The sequence below is a fragment of the Paucibacter sp. M5-1 genome (genome assembly GCF_027498415.2).
In the GTDB taxonomy this organism is placed as follows: domain Bacteria; phylum Pseudomonadota; class Gammaproteobacteria; order Burkholderiales; family Burkholderiaceae_C; genus Roseateles_E.
Genome location: NZ_JAPZLM020000001.1, coordinates 4561771 through 4578982 on the forward strand (window position 1 = coordinate 4561771; position 17212 = coordinate 4578982).

Consider the following 17212-nt stretch of genomic DNA (forward strand, 5'->3'; position numbering starts at 1 on the left):
GATGTCTTTGGCGGTACAAGAAGACTGGCAGCGCCGCAGCCTCGGCAGCATCTGGCACCCCTGCACGCAGATGGCGCGGGCCGCCAAGCTGCCGCCGCTGCCGATGGCGCGTGGCGAGGGCGCCTGGCTGTTTGATCACCAGGGCCGGCGCTATTTCGATGCCTGCTCCTCCTGGTGGGTCAATCTCTTCGGCCACTCCGATGCAGGGCTGAGCACCGCGATCAAATCCCAGCTCGACACCCTGCCCCATGTGATGCTGGCCGGCTGCACCCATGAGCCGGCGGTGCGCCTGGCCGAGCGCCTGAGCGCGCGCACCAGCGGGGCCCTGGGCCATGTGTGCTTCGGCAGCGACGGGGCGTCGGCGGTCGAGATCGCGCTGAAGCAGAGTTTTCACAGCTGGCGCAACCGCGGCCGCACCGAGAAACGCGAGTTCGTCTGCCTGAAGAATGGCTATCACGGCGAGACCATCGGCGCGCTGGCCGTCACCGATGTGGCGATCTTCCGCGACGCCTACGACCCGCTGTTGATGCGCGCCCACATCGTCGAATCGCCCGACAGCCGATTGAACAACGAGGCCCAGGCGCTGGCCGCAATGCGGGCCCTGCTCGAAGCGCGCCACGACCATATCGCCGCCGTCATCGTCGAGCCGCTGATCCAGGGCGCCGCCGGCATGGTGATGCACGAGCCGTCCTATCTGCGCGGCCTGCGCGCGCTGTGCAGCGAGTTCGAGGTGCACCTGATCGCCGACGAGATCGCGGTCGGCTGCGGGCGCAGCGGCACCTTCTTCGCGTGGGAGCAGGCCGATGCACCCTGGCCGGACTTCCTCTTGCTATCCAAAGGCATCACCGGTGGCACGCTGCCGCTGTCCCTGGTGCTGACGACGGACGAGGTCTACCAGGCCTTCTGGAGCGAGGACGTCTCGCGTGGCTTTCTGCACTCGCATTCCTATACCGGCAATGCGCTGGCCTGCGCGGCGGCCAATGCGGTGCTGGACCGCTTCGATGCCGGCCAGCTGGCGCGCAACCGCGAGCAGGCGACCCTGCTGGCCGAGGCTTTTGCGCCCTTGGCCGCCGATGCGCGCATCGCGAATCAGCGCCAGCGCGGCATGGTGCTGGCCTTCGATGTGATCGATGCCGGGCCGGGTTTTGCCGAGCGCTTCCACCTGGCCGCGCGCACCCATGAGCTGCTGATACGCCCGATCGGCCACACCGTCTACCTGATGCCGCCTTATCTGATCGACGCGCCCACCGCGCAGTTTCTTGTCGAGGCCGTGCAGGCCACGCTGAATGAGGTGCTCAGCCATGCTTCTTGAGCATCTGCAAACCAAGCTGGCCGCAATCGCCGCGCAAGACCTGACCCGCTTCCTGCGTGCCGCGCAAAGCCCCACGGCCGCCAAACAGCTGGTGCGCGGCGCCGACGGCCTAACGCGCGAGCTGCTGATGTTCTGCAGCAATGACTATCTGGGCCTGGCGGCCGAGCCGCGGCTGGCGGCGGCGCTGGCCGAGGGCGCCCAGATCTATGGCGGCGGCTCCGGCGCCTCGCATCTGATCAGCGGCCATTCGATCGCGCACGAGCAGCTGGAGCAGCGCCTGGCCGCCTGGTTCGCGCCGCACATCCCGCAGGCCCAGGTGCTGGGCTTCTGCACCGGCTATATGGCCAATCTGGCGGTGATCACCGCGCTCGGTGATGCCGATGCCGAGATCTTCTCGGATGCGCTGAACCATGCCTCCTTGATCGATGGCTGCCGCCTCGCCAAGGCCCAGGCCCGGCGCTATGCCCACGCGGATCTGGCCGCGCTGCGCGCGCAGCTGCAGGCCAGCACGGCCAAGCTCAAGCTGATCGTCAGCGATGCGGTGTTCAGCATGGATGGCGATATCGCGCCGCTGCCAGAGTTGCTGGCCCTGGCCGAGCGGTTCGATGCCTGGCTGATCGTCGACGATGCCCATGGTTTCGGCGTGCTGGGCGGGCGGGGGCGCGGCGCGCTGGAACATTTCCAGCTGCGCAGCGAGCGGCTGATTGCGGTCGGCACCCTGGGCAAGGCCGCCGGCCTGGCCGGCGCCTTCGTCGCGGCTCACGAGACGGTGATCCAGTACCTGCTGCAGGCCGCGCGCACCTATATCTTCACGACCGCCTCGCCGCCGGCTGTTGCCCATGCGCTGCAGGCCAGCCTGGACCTGATCGAGGGCGAGACCGGCGCGCAGCGCCGCGCGGCGCTGATCGATCTGCAGGCGCGGCTGCGCAGCGGCGTGGCCCGTTTGCTGGCGAGCCATCCGCGCCTGAGCTGGCGCCTGGCCGCCTCCGACACCCCCGTGCAGCCGCTGATCATCGGCGGCAATGCCGAGGTGATGCGGCTGGCGGCGGCGCTGGAGGCCCAGGGCCTGCGCGTGCCGGGCATCCGTCCGCCGACCGTGCCCAAAGGCGAGGCGCGGCTGCGCATCACCTTGTGCGCCACGCACACGGCGGCCGATGTCGACCGCCTGCTGACCGCGCTGGAGGCGGAGGCCATCCAATGAAGGGCTTCTTCATCACCGGCACCGACACCGAGATTGGCAAGACCGCGATCACGGCCGGCCTGACCCAAGTCTGGCAGCAGGCCGGACAGCGCGTCGCGCCTATCAAGTCGCTGGCCGCAGGGCAGGCTCAGGATGACCAGGGGCGCTGGGTCAACGAGGATGTCAGCCAGCTGCACGCTGCGCAGACCCTGGGCCTGAGTCTTGACGAGGTGTGCCCGCTGCAGCTGCGCACCGCCTGTGCCCCGCATATCGCTGCGCGGCTGGAGGGTCGCAGCATCGAGCGGGGCGCCCTGCTGGCCGCGATCCGCAGCACCGCCACCAAGGCCGATCTGGTCTTGGTGGAGGGCGTCGGCGGCTTTCGCGTACCGCTCACCGAGGCCTGGGACACCGCCGACCTCGCGGTGGATCTGGCCCTGCCCGTCGTGCTGGTAGTCGGCCTGCGGCTGGGCTGTATCAACCATGCCTTGTTGACGGCCGAAGCCATCCGTGCTCGCCGCCTCGTGCTGGCCGGCTGGGTGGCCAACACGGTGGACCCGGCTTTTGGTCATGTGGCCGACAATCTCGCGGCGCTGGCGGCCGGCCTGCAAGTGCCTTGCTGGGGCCATGTGCCTCGGCTTCCCGATCCGACTCCCGCGGCCGTGGCCGCGCACCTCAAAAACGTCCCTCTATGAACCAGATCCAAACCCTGACGCCGACCACCGACGCCGACCGCCGCAACGCCAAGCCTTGGACCGTCAACGAGGTCGCGGCCCTGTTCGAGCTGCCCTTCAACGACCTGCTGTTCCGCGCCCAGACCGTGCACCGCGAGCATTTCGATGCCAATGCGGTGCAGCTGTCCACGCTCTTGTCGATCAAGACCGGTGGCTGTGAGGAGGACTGCAAGTACTGCCCGCAATCGGCCCACTTCGACACCGGGCTGAAGGCCGAGAAGCTGCTGCCCTTGGACGAGGTGCTGGAAGCCGCTCGTGCCGCCAAGGCCAATGGCGCGACGCGCTTTTGCATGGGCGCGGCCTGGCGCGCGCCCAAGGAGCGCCATCTGGAGCAGATCGGCGACATGGTGCGCGAGGTCAAGGCCATGGGTCTGGAGACCTGCTTGACCGCCGGCATGCTGGCCGATGGCCAGGCCGAGCAACTGCGCGAGGCCGGCCTGGACTATTACAACCACAACCTCGACACCGCCCCCGAGTTCTACGGCCAGATCATCACGACCCGCACCTACCAGGACCGGCTCGACACGCTGGACCGCGTGCGCGGCGTCGGCCTGAAGGTTTGCTCCGGAGGCATCGTCGGCATGGGCGAAACCCGCCGCCAGCGCGCCGGCCTGATCGTGCAGCTGGCCAATCTGGACCCCTATCCCGAGTCGGTGCCGATCAACAACCTGGTCCAGGTCGAAGGCACGCCGCTGGCCGGCACCGCCGCGCTGGACCCCTTCGAGTTCGTGCGGACGATCGCGGTGGCGCGGATCACGATGCCGAGGGCGATGGTGCGGCTGTCGGCCGGTCGCGAGGAAATGCCGGAGAGCCTGCAGGCCATGTGCTTCCTGGCCGGGGCGAATTCGATGTTCTATGGCGACAAGCTGCTGACCACCAGCAATCCGCAGGCGGAGAAAGATAGGGCGCTGCTGGATCGCTTGGGCATGCGCTGCGCGACCGAGGCGGAGTTGTCATCGCCGTCGGCTGAGGCATGTGAAAGCAAGGCTTGCACGGCGCATTGAGGCGAGCGAACGGCTGGTCTGTTGAGTGACGAAACACTTCAGGGAGTCAAAGATGAAAACTGAAATCGTTCATTCCTTGACCAGTACCTTTGAAGGCCACGCGCAGCAGACCGACGGCGGGGTCGAGTACTGGCTTGCTCGCGATCTGCAGTTTTTGCTTGGCTATGCGGAATGGCGGAATTTCGGTGCCGTCATTGCCAAGGCCAGGATCGCTTGCGAAGTGTCCGGGCACCCGGTGTCCGACCATTTTGTTGCCGTCAACAAAATGGTCGAGCTGGGCTCGGGCAGCCAGCGTGAGGTGGACGACATCATGCTCACGCGTTACGCCTGTTACCTGATCGCTCAGAACGGGGACTCGAAGAAGCAGGAAATCGCCTTCGCGCAAACCTACTTTGCCATCCAGACTCGGCGGGCGGAGCTCATCGAGCAGCGCCTGCTTGATGCAGAGCGCATCTCGGCACGCCGAAAGCTCAGCGCCACCGAAAAGGAACTCTCGGATGTGATCTACGAGCAAGCGGGCGGCAATCAGGACTTCGCCCTGATCCGTAGCAAGGGCGATCAGGCCCTGTTCGGAAAATCCACGCAGGCGATGAAGGCGCAGTGGAAAGTCCCCGAGAGCCGGCCGCTGGCCGACTTCGCGCCCACCATCGTCCTCAAGGCCAAGGACTTCGCCGCCGAGATCACGATCTTCAATGCCCGTGAGCATCGGATGGCGAGTGAGGGCGCCATCTCCCAAGAACACGTCACCAATAACGAAGCCGTGCGCAAGACCCTGCTCGACCGGGGCATTCGACCCGAGAGCCTGCCGGCCGCAGAGGATGTGAAGAAGGTGGAGCGCCGCTTAGCGTCCGAGGACAAGAAATCCCTGAAGAATCCCGATGGTCTTGACTCATGACCATGGACCGACAAGCCAACAAGCAAGCAATGACTGGAGACCTGCCATGTTCAAGAAAATCCTGATCGCGAATCGCGGCGAAATCGCCTGCCGTGTCGCGGCTACCGCCCGGCGCTTGGGGCTAAAGACCGTGGCGGTGTACTCCGAGGCCGACGCCCGCGCCAAGCATGTGCTGGCCTGCGACGAGGCGGTGCTGATCGGCGGCCCGGCGCCGCGCGACTCCTATCTGCAATGGCAGCGCATCCTCGACGCCGCCAAGGCTACCGGCGCCGAAGCGGTCCATCCGGGCTATGGCTTCCTCAGCGAGAACGAAGAGTTCGCCACTGCCTGCAAGAACGCTGGCCTGGTCTTCATCGGCCCGCCGGCCTCGGCCATCCAGGCCATGGGCCTGAAGGCCGAATCGAAGCGCTTGATGGAAGCGGCCGGCGTGCCGCTGGTGCCCGGCTATCACGGCGCCGACCAGGACCCCGCGCTGCTCAAGCGCGAGGCCGAGCGCATCGGCTTTCCGGTACTGATCAAGGCCAGCGCCGGCGGCGGTGGCAAGGGCATGCGGGCGGTGCTGAAGGCCGAAGAATTCGATGCGGCCTTGGCCTCCTGCAAGCGCGAGGCGATCAACAGCTTCGGCGACGATGCGGTGCTGATCGAGCGCTATGTGCAAAAGCCCCGCCATATCGAGATCCAGGTTTTCGGCGACACCCAGGGCGACTGCGTCTATCTGTTCGAGCGCGACTGCTCGGTGCAGCGCCGCCACCAGAAGGTGCTGGAAGAAGCGCCCGCACCGGGCATGACGGCCGAGCGCCGCGCCGAGATGGGCCATGCCGCCGTGGCTGCGGCGAAAGCGGTGGGCTATGTCGGCGCTGGCACGGTGGAGTTCATCTGTGAGCAGGACGGGCGTTTCTATTTCATGGAGATGAACACCCGGCTGCAGGTCGAGCATCCGGTGACCGAAGCGATCACCGGCCAGGATCTGGTCGAGTGGCAGCTGCGCGTGGCCTCGGGCGAGCCACTGCCGCTGAAGCAGGATCAGCTGCGCATGCACGGCCATGCGATCGAAGCCCGCATCTGCGCCGAGAACCCCGAGGCCGGTTTCCTGCCGGCCACCGGCAGCTTGAGCGTGGCGCGCTGGCCGGCCCATGTCAGCTTCCAGCGCGGCGATGTGCGGATCGACTCGGGCGTCGGCGAGGGCGATGCGATCAGCCCCTTCTACGACTCGATGGTGGCCAAGCTGATTGTCTGGGGCGAGGATCGGGCCCAGGCGCTGGCCCGTCTCGATGCGGCGCTGCGCGACACGCACATCGTCGGCCTGCAGACCAATGTGGCCTTTCTGCGCCGCTGCGCCTCGACGGACTCGTTCACCCAGGCCGATCTGGACACCGGACTGATCGAGCGCGAGCGCGCCGCGCTGTTCGAACAAACGGGCCTGCCGCTGACCATCGCCGCGGCGGCCGTCGTCGCCCATACCTTGGCCCATGAGGCCAGCCTGCAGACCAGCGACCCCTGGAGCCGCCGCGATGGCTGGCGCATGTACGGCGCCTCGGCGCGCCGCTTCGATCTGGAGACCGGCGGTGCCCATCACGAGGTGCTGCTGTCGCGCCATCACCATGGCGGCATGCAGCTGACCGTGGAAGGACAGGCGCAGGCTTTTGCCGTCAACTCCGCCAGCCTGGAAAGCCACGAACTGCTGCTCGGCGAAGGCTTGGACCAGCAGCGCGTGATGGTCAAGACCTACGCGCTGGGCGAGCAGGTGGCGGTGTTCGCGCCCCAGGGCTCGGCGCTGCTGACCGAGATCGACCCGATTGCCCATGCCGGCGAAGGGGCCGCCGAGGCCGGCCGGCTGACGGCGCCGATGCCGGGCAAGATGGTGTCCTTCCTGGCCCAGCCCGGCGACACCGTCACCAAGGGCCAGGCGCTGGCGGTGATGGAGGCGATGAAGATGGAGCACACGATCAATGCGCCGCGTGACGGCGTGGTGGCTGAGCTGCTGTTTGCGGTCGGCGATCAGGTCGGCGATGGTGCCGAACTCTTGCGACTGGAGTAAACACAATGAGCCTGCCCAATCGAGTCACCCTCGTCGATGTCGGCCCGCGCGACGGCCTGCAGAACGAGAAGCAGCCGGTGTCCACCGAGCACAAGGCCACGCTCGTGCACATGCTGCAGGACGCCGGCCTGAAGGAGATCGAGGTCACCAGCTTCGTTTCGCCGAAATGGGTGCCGCAGATGGCCGACAACGCCGAGGTGATGACGGCGATCACGCGCAAGCCCGGCGTGCGCTACTCGGTGCTGACGCCGAATATGAAGGGTCTGGAAGCCGCGCTGCCGACCAAGCCCGACGAGATTGTCGTGTTCGCTGCGGCCAGCGAGGCCTTCTCGCAGAAGAACATCAACTGCTCGATTGCCGAGAGCATCGAGCGTTTCGCCCCCGTGGTGGCCGCCGCGCACGAGGCAGGCATCAAGGTGCGCGGTGCGCTGTCCTGCGCGCTGGGCTGCCCTTACGAGGGCGAGATCAGCGCGGACCAGGTGGAGCGCGTGGTGCTGCTGATGAAGAGCATCGGTGTCGACCATATGGGCGTGGCCGACACCATAGGCGTCGGCACGCCGCGCAAGGTGCAGACCGCGATGGAGCGGGCGCTCAAGCACTATCCGCTGGTCGAGGTCAGCGGACATTTCCATGACACCTATGGCCAGGCGCTGAGCAATATCTACGCCTGCCTGGAGCTGGGCGTGCACAGCTTCGATGCCAGCGTCGCGGGCCTGGGCGGCTGCCCTTATGCCAAGGGCGCGACCGGCAATGTCGCGACCGAGGACGTGCTCTTCATGCTCAACGGTCTGGGCATAGAGACCGGCATCGACATCGACAAGCTGGTCGATGCCAGCGCCTACATCTCCAGCGCGCTGGGCCGCCCGCCGGTCGCCCGCGTCGCGCGGGCCTTGCTGGCCAAGCGGGCGGGCTGATCCAGATCAAGACGGCCGGTACCACGGCCAGGGACACTGCCGAGCAGGATCCTCTTGCTCAGGAGTGTTGCCATGACGGAGAAGATGAAGGCTGCGGTGGTCCGTGAGTTCGGCCGTCCGCTGGACATCGACGAGGTGGATGTGCCCGAGGTGCCGCCGGGCCAGGTGCTGGTCAAGGTGGTGGCCAGCGGGGTCTGCCACACCGATCTGCACGCGGCCGAGGGCGACTGGCCGGTCCGGCCCAGCCTGCCCTTCATCCCGGGCCATGAGGGCGCTGGCTATGTGGCGCGGGTCGGGGCCGGCGTCAAGTTCCTGAAGGAGGGCGACCGGGTCGGTGTGCCCTGGCTGCACACCAGCTGCGGCCATTGCGAGCATTGTCTGGGCGGCTGGGAAACCTTGTGCGACGGCCAGCAGATGACCGGCTACACGGTCAACGGCGGCTTTGCCGAGTACGTGCTGGCCGACCCCGGCTATGTCGGCCATCTGCCGGCAGGGCTGGACTTCGCGCCGGCCGCGCCGGTGTTGTGCGCCGGCGTCACCGTCTACAAGGGCCTGAAGGTGCTGGACTGCAAGCCCGGCGACTGGATCGCGATCTCGGGCATCGGCGGCCTGGGCCATATGGCGGTGCAGTATGCGAAAGCGATGGGCTTTCATGTGATCGCCGTCGATGTGGCCGAGGACAAGCTGCAGCTGGCCCGCGAGCTCGGTGCCGAGCTGTGCCTCAACGCGGCCACGGGCGACCCGGTGGCCGAGGTGCAGAAGCAGCTGCGCGGCGCCCATGGCGTGCTGGTCACCGCGGTGTCGCGCAGCGCCTTCGCCCAGGGGCTCGCGATGCTGCACAAGCGCGGCACCATGTCCCTCGTCGGCCTGCCGCCGGGCAGTTTCGAGCTGCCCATCTTCGATATGGTGCTCAATGCCAAGACCGTGCGCGGCTCCATCGTCGGCACCCGGCTGGACCTGCAGGAGGCCCTGCAGTTCGCCGGTGAGGGCAAGGTCAGCGCGCACTACTCGAGCGACAAGATCGAGAACATCAACCACATCTTCGCCGCGATGAAGCAGGGCCGCATCGACGGCCGGGTGGTGCTGAAAATCTGAGCGGCGCCTGCGCCGGCCAGGGCTGTGCGTTGCGCGCACGCCGGCAACTCCGCTTAAGACCGCCTTCATCATTCGCCCCCGAGAATCGGCGTCACGCCAGCCGGCCCATCCGGCTGCGGCTCAGTCCCGGCACAGACCGGACGCGGCCGACAGGACGCCGAACAGAACATCAGGGAGATGATTCGATGAAGTACAACAAGGCTCTTAGCCCTTGCGGCGGGGCAGGGCTGAGCGTGCTCGCTGCGGCGCTTTTGCTGGTCGCCTGTGGCGGCGGCGGTGGCAGCGACACGCCTCCGCCGCCCCCCGCCAGCCGTGACTGAGCCCGTGGGCATCGACAAGGCCTTGCTGCGCCAGCAGGTCGAGGTCTTCGTGGCCGAGCAGAAGGCCAGGATAGCGGCGATCGATTGCCGCCAGAGCCAGACCGGTCACTGCGAGCCGCTCAAGGACATCCGCTTTTCCCAGGGTCAGGCCTTGCCCGCCAAGCTGCGTGCCGACCAGACCATCCTGCTGATCGATGATGGCATCGGCCATGCCGCCACGCTGCGCTACCGCTCGCGCATGCTGGGCTATTACCGGCTCAGCGAGAGCAGCGGCCTGGTGGAGCCCCACGACCCGGTGATTGCGAGCACGCCGCGCTGGGGCGCCGAGCTGCTGCGTGCCATCGACGGCTTTCAGTACCGCGACGCTGCCGCTGATCACCGATTCGGTCTACGGCCTGGACCTCGGTCCCGTGCCCCACGCCACCACCTCCTGGTCGGCGCCCCAGGCCCTGAACCGCTTGATCCACCTGAAGCAGCAGCTCGCCCCGACGATGGCGCCCGAGGCGCCGCTGGACGCGGCTCTGATCCAGCGCATGAAGGACGCGCTGACACCGCTGGGCTGCAGCTGGGCGCCCGAGGACGGCGGCCGCTGCAAGCTGCAGGACCCCGCCTGGCACCGCCAGCAGGAGCTGTTCCGCCAGGGTTGGCTGCCGGCGGACTGGCGCTGGGAGTAGGGACCGAACGGCGACTGGGGTCAGGTCTTGCGTCCAGACAGGACAAGGACTGCGGGCCGGGTATTTTGTAAGCGTCGGTAATCGCGGTCGCCCCTCTCACGCCCGCCCGCGTTGCCCGAGCACTCAGGTCGACTGAGTGACAAGCAAGAACATCAGGGAGAACTCGATCAATGAAGAGCAATAGAAAACAGACATCAGGCACTGCTGCACGCGCGGGTGCCTGGCCGACGGTGGCGCTGGCGCTTTTGCTGACCGCCTGTGGCGGCGGTGGCGGCGGAGGAGACACCCCAACTCCAACTCCAACTCCAACTCCAACTCCAACTCCGACACCGACACCGACACCGACACCGACACCAACACCCACGCCCACGCCCACGCCCACGCCCACGCCCACGCCGGCCCTGGCCGTCCACTCCCCCTATATCGCCAAGCCCAATGGCTATGACATCGAGTGGCGTCTGCAGGAGGCGGATGCCGCCAAGGCCAGGTCCATGGACGACAAGGCCTACGCGGCGGCGCCGGCCGGCAATGCCCATGGCTGGACCCATCAGGCCAAGCTGCTGGGCTCGGGGCTGTACCGCATCGAGATCAGCCAGGGCCACTTCTATCGCTTCTCCAGCAGCAATGAGTGGTCTGGCAATCTGACGGTCTATGACGCGGCGGGCTACCAGCTCTATGCCGGCCTTGGCGAGCTGGACCGGGTGCATCCGCTTGACGATCCGCTGGCCTACGAGCTGCTGGCCTTGCGCGACGGTGCGGTGTTCGTGAAGGTGGAGGCCAGCGGCGGTGCGGTGTCAAGCCTGGTGGACCTGCTGGTCGAAACCACCGGCGCCAGCGTCGGCGGCGATGCGCCCCGGCAGATCGACCTGGCCACCCTGGGCCAGGGGGCCGGCGCGGCGCTCGCCCATGCGGCTTTCTTCGGCGGGGCTGGCGCCGATCGCATCACCGGCAAGCCGCGCGCGCCCAACACGATATTTGCCGGCAGCGGCGACGATGTGATCGAGCTCAAGACCCAGGCCAAGACGCTCTCGCGCGTCGACGGCGGGCTGGCGCGCGACACCTTGATCGTCGGCTTCCCCAGCACCGCCGCGCAGCTCGGCCGCCTCAATGCCTACGGGCCTTACCGCCATCTGGCGCCGAACGGCAGCCTGCCCGATGCCCATGCACTGAGCGGTAGCCCCGACGGTGCCGTCATCATCGTGCGCAGCATCGAGCGGGTGCAGTTCAGCGACAAGACGCTGGAGTTCAAGGACCTGCCGGGTTACTGAGCCAAGGTCCGGCCCAGGAAATCCAGTGTCCGCTGCCAGGCCAGCTGCGCGCTGGCCGCATCGAACACCTCGGGCCGCGTGTCGTTGAAGAAGGCATGGTCGGCCGGGTAGCGGTGGATCTCGGCCGGCACCTTCAGTGCGGCGACCAGGCCGTCCACCGTGGCCGGCGTGCACCAGTCGTCGCGCTCGGCGAAATGGCCTTGCAGCGGGATGGCGATCTTGGCCGGGTCGGCGACCCCGGCCGGCGGGATGCCGTAGAAGCAGCACGCGGCGGCCAGGCCCGGCAGATGCACGGCGGCCGCGATGCTCAGCGCGCCGCCCATGCAGAAGCCCAGCACGCCGACCTTGGGGCAGCGCGCCCGCAAATAGCCGAGCGCGCCGGCCAGGTCCTGGTGAGTAGCGTCGCCGAAGTCCAGCCCCGTCATCAGGTGGTTGGCTTCGTCGGCGCTGCCGGCAATGCGGCCGCGATACAGGTCGGGTGCCAGCGTCGTGAACCCGGCGGCGGCAAAGCGCTCGGCCAGCTCACGGATATGCGGGTTCAGCCCCCACCATTCCTGGATCAGTATCAGCCCGGGCCGGCCCGCGCCGGCCTCGGCCAGCCAGGCGCTGCTCGTGCCGCCGTCGGGGCGCTGGAAGTCGATCATCTGTGCCATGCATCTCTCCTTGTCGCTTGGGTGAGCCACCGGTGGGCCAGGCGCTGAGTAGACCTCAAGCCGGCCTGGACAGGCGCGATGGCCGTCAACTTTCGTCGGCGTATCTTGCGGTGCCGGAGCGCCGCGCCCCGAATCTTCAGGCCGCCGGGTAGCTGATCCTCAGCCCCAGTCCGCGCCCGTCCAGCCCATCGACAAAATCCAGCGTCGCGCCCTCGCGTTCGGCGATGCGCTTGACGATGGCCAGGCCCAGGCCGGTGCCTTGCTCGGTGCTGCCGGGCACGCGGTAGAAGCGTTCGAACACCCGCTCGCGCTGGGTCGGCTCCAGGCCGGGTCCGTTATCGCGTACCGTCAGCGCGATGCCAGCGGCCAGCTTGTCAAGGTGCACCTCGACCCGCGCGCCACCCGCGCTGTAGCGGATCGCGTTGTCCACCAGGTTGTCGACCACCGAGCAGAAGCCGCTGCGCTCCAGCAGCGCCTCGTGATGATCGGGGGCCAGCAGCTCCAGCTGGGTGCCGCGCTGGCGCGCCAGCGGGGCCAGCAGCGCGATGCGCTCGCGCAGCAGCGCGGCCGCGTCCAGGCGCTCGGGCTTGAGCGTCTGCACCGTGGTCTCGGCGCGCGCCAGGGTCAGCAGCTGGGCCAGCAGATGCGAGACCCGCGCGATGCCGGCGCGCAGCGCGCCGGCCGCCTCGGCGCGGGCCTGCGGCTCCTGTTCGCTGAGCAGCAGATGGGCTTGCGCGTTGGCGGCGGCCAGCGGCGTGCGCAGCTCGTGCGCCGCGTCGGCCAGAAAGCGCCGCTCCGCCTCCAGGCGCTGGCCTTCGCGCAGCAGCAGGCCGTTGAGCGCGCTGACCAGCGGGGCGGTCTCGGTGTAGAGCTTGTCCACCTGCACCGGCGCCAGATCGCCGGCGCCGCGCTTCGCGATGCGCTGGGCCAGCAGGGCCAGCGGGCGCAGGCCGGCGCGCACGCTGAACCAGATCACCAGGCCGTGCCAGAGGAAGACGCCCAGCTGGGACTGCAGGACCAGCCAGAGCACCGGCAGCACCGCGCCGAGGTCGGCTTCGCGAGGCTCGGCGATCAGCAGCACGCGCCCCTGGCCCGGGTCTGCGCGCTGCACCAGCCAGCGCGCGGCCTCGCCCGCCGCAGGTTCCGCGTCCAGCCGGGTGGCCGGGGCGTTGACGCTGCGATAGAGCAGCCGGCCCTGAGCGTCCCAGACCTGGTAGGCCGGATGCAGGCCCGCGCCCACGTCATCGCCCAGACCCAGCAGGGCCAGCACCGCATCGTCGGTGGCCTTCAGGCGCTGCGCCAGCTCGGCCTCGGGGCTGGCCGCGGCGGACACGAGCACCGTGGCCATCTGCTGCAGCCGCGCCTCCACCTCGGTCTCGCCCCAGGCCACGCCGCGCCAGGTCAGCAGCCCGGCCAGCACCAGCCAGGCCACAAAGAGGGCAAACGCCTGCCAGGCGATCAGGCGACCGCTCAGCGAGGCCGGCGCCCAGCGTGCCGCCGGGTTCACGAGGAGGCGGCGCAGGCCGGCGCCTCCAGCACATAGCCGACGCCGCGCACCGTGGCGATCCAGTCATTGCCCAGCTTCTTGCGCAGCTTGTAGACATGGACATCGATGGCATTGCTGTCCAGCAGCTCGCCGCCGCCGAGGCCGCGCTCGATCTGCTCGCGCGTCAGCACCCGGCCGGGCTCGGCCGCCAGGGTCAGCAGGATGTCGTACTCGCGCGCCGACAGGGCCACCTCGACCTCGGCCAGCAGCACGCGCCGGCGCGCGGTGTCTATCACCAGCTCGCCGAGCTGCCAGGTGTTGCTGGACTGGCCGCTGTGGCGGCGCAGCAGCGCACGCACCCGCGACAGCAGTTCCTCCATCGCGAAGGGTTTGCCCAGATAGTCGTCGGCGCCGGCGTCCAGCCCCTCGACCCGCTCCTCGACGCTGTCGCGCGCGGTGATCAGCATCACCGGCGTGGCCCGGCCCAGCGCGCGCCACCAGGCCAGCAGCGCCAGCCCGCTCTCGTCCGGCAGGCCGATGTCCAGCAGCAGCAGATCGAAGGGCAGCTCGGCGAGAAAGCGCCGCGCGTCGCCGGCGCTGCGCAGCCACACGACCCGGTGGCCGGCCATGCTCAGCACGCGTTGCAGTGAATGCCCCAGAGGCAGGTCGTCCTCGATCAGAAGAATGCTGGACATGGTGGGTCTGCCCCCTCCTTGGTGGGCCGCGCCGGCAACGGCAGCGGATTCTAGAAGCGCCGCCCGCGCATCGCCGTGGCGGCGCCACCGCAGGCCTTCATCAAGGCTTCATGCGGGGCCGCGGCGCTTCATCGCCGCTTCATTGCCGGCTTTGCACACTGACCGGTGTCATCAACTGCGAGACCGAAACCCTCATGAGAGTTAGCCTTGTTCTGCCCCTGGTCCTGCTGGCCGCCTGCGGTCCGGCCACCGCTGCCGACAGCGACTGGCGCTTGCGCGGCGGCGTCGCTGCGCTGGCCCAGCCCAAATACGTCGGCGCCGACAAGCAGCGCCTGCTGGCCGCGCCGTTGATCGAGGCGCGCTGGCGCAAGCAGGTCTTCCTCGGCAGTTTGCGCGGCCTCGGCTACGAGGCCGAGCTGGGCGAGGGCGCCAGCGTCAGCGCCGCGCTGGCCGTCGACACCCATCAGCGCCGCCGCAAGGACGGCCTGCGCGTGCAGGCGCTCGACGAGATCAAGCTGGCGCCGGCGTTGCGCCTGGGTGCCGAGCTGGCGCTGGGGCCGGTGTTCGTCAATGCGGTCAGCAGCACGCGGCTGGGCAAGGACAGCAAGCCCGGCGGGCGCGGCAGCAGCGTGGAGCTCGAAGCCGGCTACGGCCTGCTGCCCGCTCCCGGCCTGGCGCTGGCCTTCGGCGTCTCGGCCAAGCTGATGGATGCCAAACTGGGCCAGGCCCTGCTGGGCATCAACAGCGCCCAGGCCGCCGCCTCGGGGCTGCGGCCGCACCAGGTCGGCGCCGGCCTGCACAGCCTGGGGGTGTTCGGCCAGGCCAGCTACCAGCTGGGCGCCGACTGGCAGCTGTTCGCCAAGCTGGGTGTCGCCAGCCTGCGCGGCGATGCGGCCGGCAGCCCGCTGGTGCAGCGGAAGAACCAGCCGACTTTGGCCGTCGCAGCCAGCCGCAGCTTCTGAGGCGAGGCCGGGCCATGCACAATGGCTCATGCCCAATGTCCTGCTCTTCGATGTCTTCGGCACCCTGGTCGACTGGCGCGGCTCGATCGCGGCCGAGCTGCTGCCGCTGCTGGGCCGCGCGCGTGCCGAGGCCTTTGCCGACGCCTGGCGGGCCCAATACCAGCCGGCGATGGAGGAGGTCAGAGCCGGCCGCCTGCCCTTCTGCAAGCTCGATGTGCTGCATCGGCGCAATCTGGACATCGTGCTGAAGGACTTCGGCCTTGACCATCTGGACGAGGCGGCGCGGCGCGAGCTGAATCTGGCCTGGCACCGGCTGGCGGCCTGGCCCGATGTCGGCGCCGCGCTGCAGCGGCTGCGCCGGCGCTTTCGCCTCGCGCCCTGCTCGAACGGCAATATCTCGCTGATGGCCGATCTCGCCCGCCTGAACGGCTGGCATTGGGACGCGATCACCGGTGCCGAGCTGGCGCGCGACTACAAGCCCAAGGCCATCGTCTATCTGACGGCCGCGCTCGCCTTCGACGCCGCGCCCGAGGACGCGCTGATGGTGGCCGCGCACAGCTCGGACCTGGCCGCCGCCCGGGCCGCGGGCCTGGCCACGGCCTTCATCGCGCGGCCCGATGAGCAGGGGCCGGGACGCGGCGAGAGCCGGGCCGTCGGGCCGGTTGACTATGAGGCGCAGAGCCTGACCGAACTGGCCGACATGCTGGGCTGCTGATCAGCCCGGGTTGAGCACCTTGGCGACCGGGTTGGGCCGCAGCCGGAATGCATCGGGCATGCCCGAGCCCAGCAGCGGGCGCAGATAGAGTCGGAAGGCATCGGTGACGTCGGTGCCTTCGGCACTGATGAACTCGTCCTCCATCACCCGGGTCTTGCCGGCCACGGCGGCCAGCGGCAGCAGCTCGTAGTCGACCGAGTAGAAGCCGGTGCGCTTGATCGCGACCGAACCGTCGCGGTCGCCGTGGAAGGCGAACTGCACCGCCTTCTCGCCGACCTCGCGGGCCTCGCGCTGGTCGACGTCCGACACGCAGCCGATGAAGCTGCGCTGCAGATAGCCGAAGGTGTCGCCGCGCACCCGCTTGATGCCCAGCTTGCTCTTGATCTCCTCGCACAGCAGATCGGCCAGCGCGCCGGTGCCGGAGAGCTGCACATTGCCATGGTCGTCGCGCTCCAGGTCGCGGGCCAGCTGGGCCAGCATCGGGGCACCGGAGGCGTCATGGATGCCCTCCGAGACCGCCACCACGCAGCGGCCATGGCGCTCGTACATCGCTTTCACATCGGCCAGGAAGCGCTCGGTCTCGAACACCCGCTCGGGCAGGTAGATCAGATGCGGGCCGTCGTCGGCGAACTTCTTGCCCAGCGCCGAGGCGGCCGTCAGGAAGCCGGCATGGCGACCCATCACCACGCCCAGATAGACGCCCGGCAGCGCGGCATTGTCCAGATTGGCGCCGGCGAAAGCCTGGGCCACGAAGCGCGCGGCCGAGGGGAAACCGGGCGTGTGGTCGTTGCCGACCAGGTCGTTGTCTATGGTCTTGGGGATGTGGATGCAGCGCAGCGGATAGCCGGCGGCGGCGGCCTCCTCGGCGACGATGCGCACCGTGTCCGAGGAGTCATTGCCGCCGATATAGAAGAAGTGGCTGATGCCGTGGGCCTGCAGCACCTTGAAGATCTTGTGGCAGTAGGCGGCGTCGGGCTTGTCGCGGGTCGAGCCCAGCGCCGACGAGGGCGTGCTCGCGACCAGCTCCAGGTTGTGGCTGGTCTCCTGCGTCAGGTCGACAAAGTCCTCGCTGACGATGCCGCGCACGCCGTGCCGCGCGCCGTAGACCAGGTCCACCGGGCGGCTGCGCCGCGCCTCCAGCACCACACCCACCATCGACTGGTTGATCACCGCCGTCGGGCCGCCGCCCTGGGCGACGAGGATTTTGCAGGCTGACATCCATCACTCCCTGACTGGTTTGCAGTGGCGCCGATTGTGGCCCAAAGCCCGG

At 68.7% G+C, this 17212-nt stretch carries 17 protein-coding genes; 12 read left to right on the forward strand and 5 right to left on the reverse strand.

The features are described 5' to 3' along the window. Nucleotide 1: 1 nt before the first annotated feature. The 8 genes from bioA to adhP all read left to right on the forward strand — a co-directional run bounded on the left by bioA (nucleotide 2) and on the right by adhP (nucleotide 9169). The gene (gene bioA, locus O5M90_RS21710; protein ID WP_269838375.1) at nucleotides 2-1312 is read left to right on the forward strand and encodes an adenosylmethionine--8-amino-7-oxononanoate transaminase; all 1311 of its coding nucleotides are present in this window, start codon (nucleotides 2-4) and stop codon (nucleotides 1310-1312) included. Continuing rightward, nucleotides 1302-2513, forward strand: coding sequence for an 8-amino-7-oxononanoate synthase (gene bioF / locus O5M90_RS21715; RefSeq protein WP_269838083.1), 1212 nt, complete (start codon nucleotides 1302-1304; stop codon nucleotides 2511-2513). Before bioA ends, bioF begins: the two co-directional genes overlap by 11 nt. Then, the gene (gene bioD, locus O5M90_RS21720) at nucleotides 2510-3184 is read left to right on the forward strand and encodes a dethiobiotin synthase (protein ID WP_269838082.1); all 675 of its coding nucleotides are present in this window, start codon (nucleotides 2510-2512) and stop codon (nucleotides 3182-3184) included. Before bioF ends, bioD begins: the two co-directional genes overlap by 4 nt. Further along, nucleotides 3181-4227, forward strand: coding sequence for a biotin synthase BioB (gene bioB, locus O5M90_RS21725; protein WP_137941355.1), 1047 nt, complete (start codon nucleotides 3181-3183; stop codon nucleotides 4225-4227). The genes bioD and bioB overlap by 4 nt, the downstream gene beginning before the upstream one ends. A gap of 52 nt (nucleotides 4228-4279) precedes the next feature. After that, nucleotides 4280-5122: a DNA damage-inducible protein D gene (dinD, locus tag O5M90_RS21730; protein WP_262971414.1), complete on the forward strand. Its 843-nt coding sequence runs from the start codon at nucleotides 4280-4282 to the stop codon at nucleotides 5120-5122. Between the two features lie 46 nt (nucleotides 5123-5168). After that, a complete protein-coding gene (locus O5M90_RS21735) occupies nucleotides 5169-7160 on the forward strand; it encodes an acetyl/propionyl/methylcrotonyl-CoA carboxylase subunit alpha (RefSeq protein ID WP_262971413.1) in 1992 nt (663 codons plus the stop codon). 5 nt (nucleotides 7161-7165) lie between these two features. Further along, nucleotides 7166-8074, forward strand: a complete 909-nt coding sequence (locus O5M90_RS21740) for a hydroxymethylglutaryl-CoA lyase (protein ID WP_262971412.1) — start codon at nucleotides 7166-7168, stop codon at nucleotides 8072-8074. A gap of 72 nt (nucleotides 8075-8146) precedes the next feature. Next, nucleotides 8147-9169, forward strand: a complete 1023-nt coding sequence (gene adhP, locus O5M90_RS21745) for an alcohol dehydrogenase AdhP (protein ID WP_269838081.1) — start codon at nucleotides 8147-8149, stop codon at nucleotides 9167-9169. A 204-nt stretch (nucleotides 9170-9373) separates the two neighbouring features. Here adhP and O5M90_RS21750 read toward each other — a convergent pair whose 3' ends face one another. Next, nucleotides 9374-9700: a hypothetical protein gene (locus tag O5M90_RS21750; protein WP_269838080.1), complete on the reverse strand. Its 327-nt coding sequence runs from the start codon at nucleotides 9698-9700 to the stop codon at nucleotides 9374-9376. Nucleotides 9701-9824: 124 nt separating this feature from the next. On the opposite strand from O5M90_RS21750, the gene O5M90_RS21755 reads away from it, so the two are divergent. Further along, entirely contained in the window at nucleotides 9825-10163 is a 339-nt protein-coding gene (locus O5M90_RS21755) for a hypothetical protein (protein WP_262971410.1), read from the forward strand. A gap of 170 nt (nucleotides 10164-10333) precedes the next feature. After that, on the forward strand, nucleotides 10334-11431 hold the full coding sequence (locus tag O5M90_RS21760) for a hypothetical protein (RefSeq protein WP_269838079.1): 1098 nt from the start codon (nucleotides 10334-10336) through the stop codon (nucleotides 11429-11431). Here O5M90_RS21760 and O5M90_RS21765 read toward each other — a convergent pair. From O5M90_RS21765 to O5M90_RS21775, 3 genes are all read right to left on the reverse strand, one after another. Beyond that, entirely contained in the window at nucleotides 11425-12084 is a 660-nt protein-coding gene (locus O5M90_RS21765) for a dienelactone hydrolase family protein (protein ID WP_332909449.1), read from the reverse strand. The two genes, O5M90_RS21760 and O5M90_RS21765, sit on opposite strands and share 7 nt — an antisense overlap. A gap of 136 nt (nucleotides 12085-12220) precedes the next feature. Next, nucleotides 12221-13591: an ATP-binding protein gene (locus tag O5M90_RS21770; protein WP_269838078.1), complete on the reverse strand. Its 1371-nt coding sequence runs from the start codon at nucleotides 13589-13591 to the stop codon at nucleotides 12221-12223. After that, a complete protein-coding gene (locus tag O5M90_RS21775; protein WP_137941364.1) occupies nucleotides 13588-14265 on the reverse strand; it encodes a response regulator transcription factor in 678 nt (225 codons plus the stop codon). The genes O5M90_RS21770 and O5M90_RS21775 overlap by 4 nt, the downstream gene beginning before the upstream one ends. Before the next feature lie 194 nt (nucleotides 14266-14459). On the opposite strand from O5M90_RS21775, the gene O5M90_RS21780 reads away from it, so the two are divergent. Together O5M90_RS21780 and O5M90_RS21785 are read left to right on the forward strand one after the other, a co-directional pair. Then, nucleotides 14460-15227, forward strand: a complete 768-nt coding sequence (locus O5M90_RS21780) for a MipA/OmpV family protein (protein ID WP_269838077.1) — start codon at nucleotides 14460-14462, stop codon at nucleotides 15225-15227. A gap of 28 nt (nucleotides 15228-15255) precedes the next feature. Next, nucleotides 15256-15942, forward strand: coding sequence for a haloacid dehalogenase type II (locus O5M90_RS21785; protein ID WP_269838076.1), 687 nt, complete (start codon nucleotides 15256-15258; stop codon nucleotides 15940-15942). Here O5M90_RS21785 and O5M90_RS21790 read toward each other — a convergent pair whose 3' ends face one another. After that, nucleotides 15943-17160, reverse strand: coding sequence for a 6-phosphofructokinase (locus O5M90_RS21790; RefSeq protein ID WP_269838075.1), 1218 nt, complete (start codon nucleotides 17158-17160; stop codon nucleotides 15943-15945). Nucleotides 17161-17212: the final 52 nt, after the last annotated feature.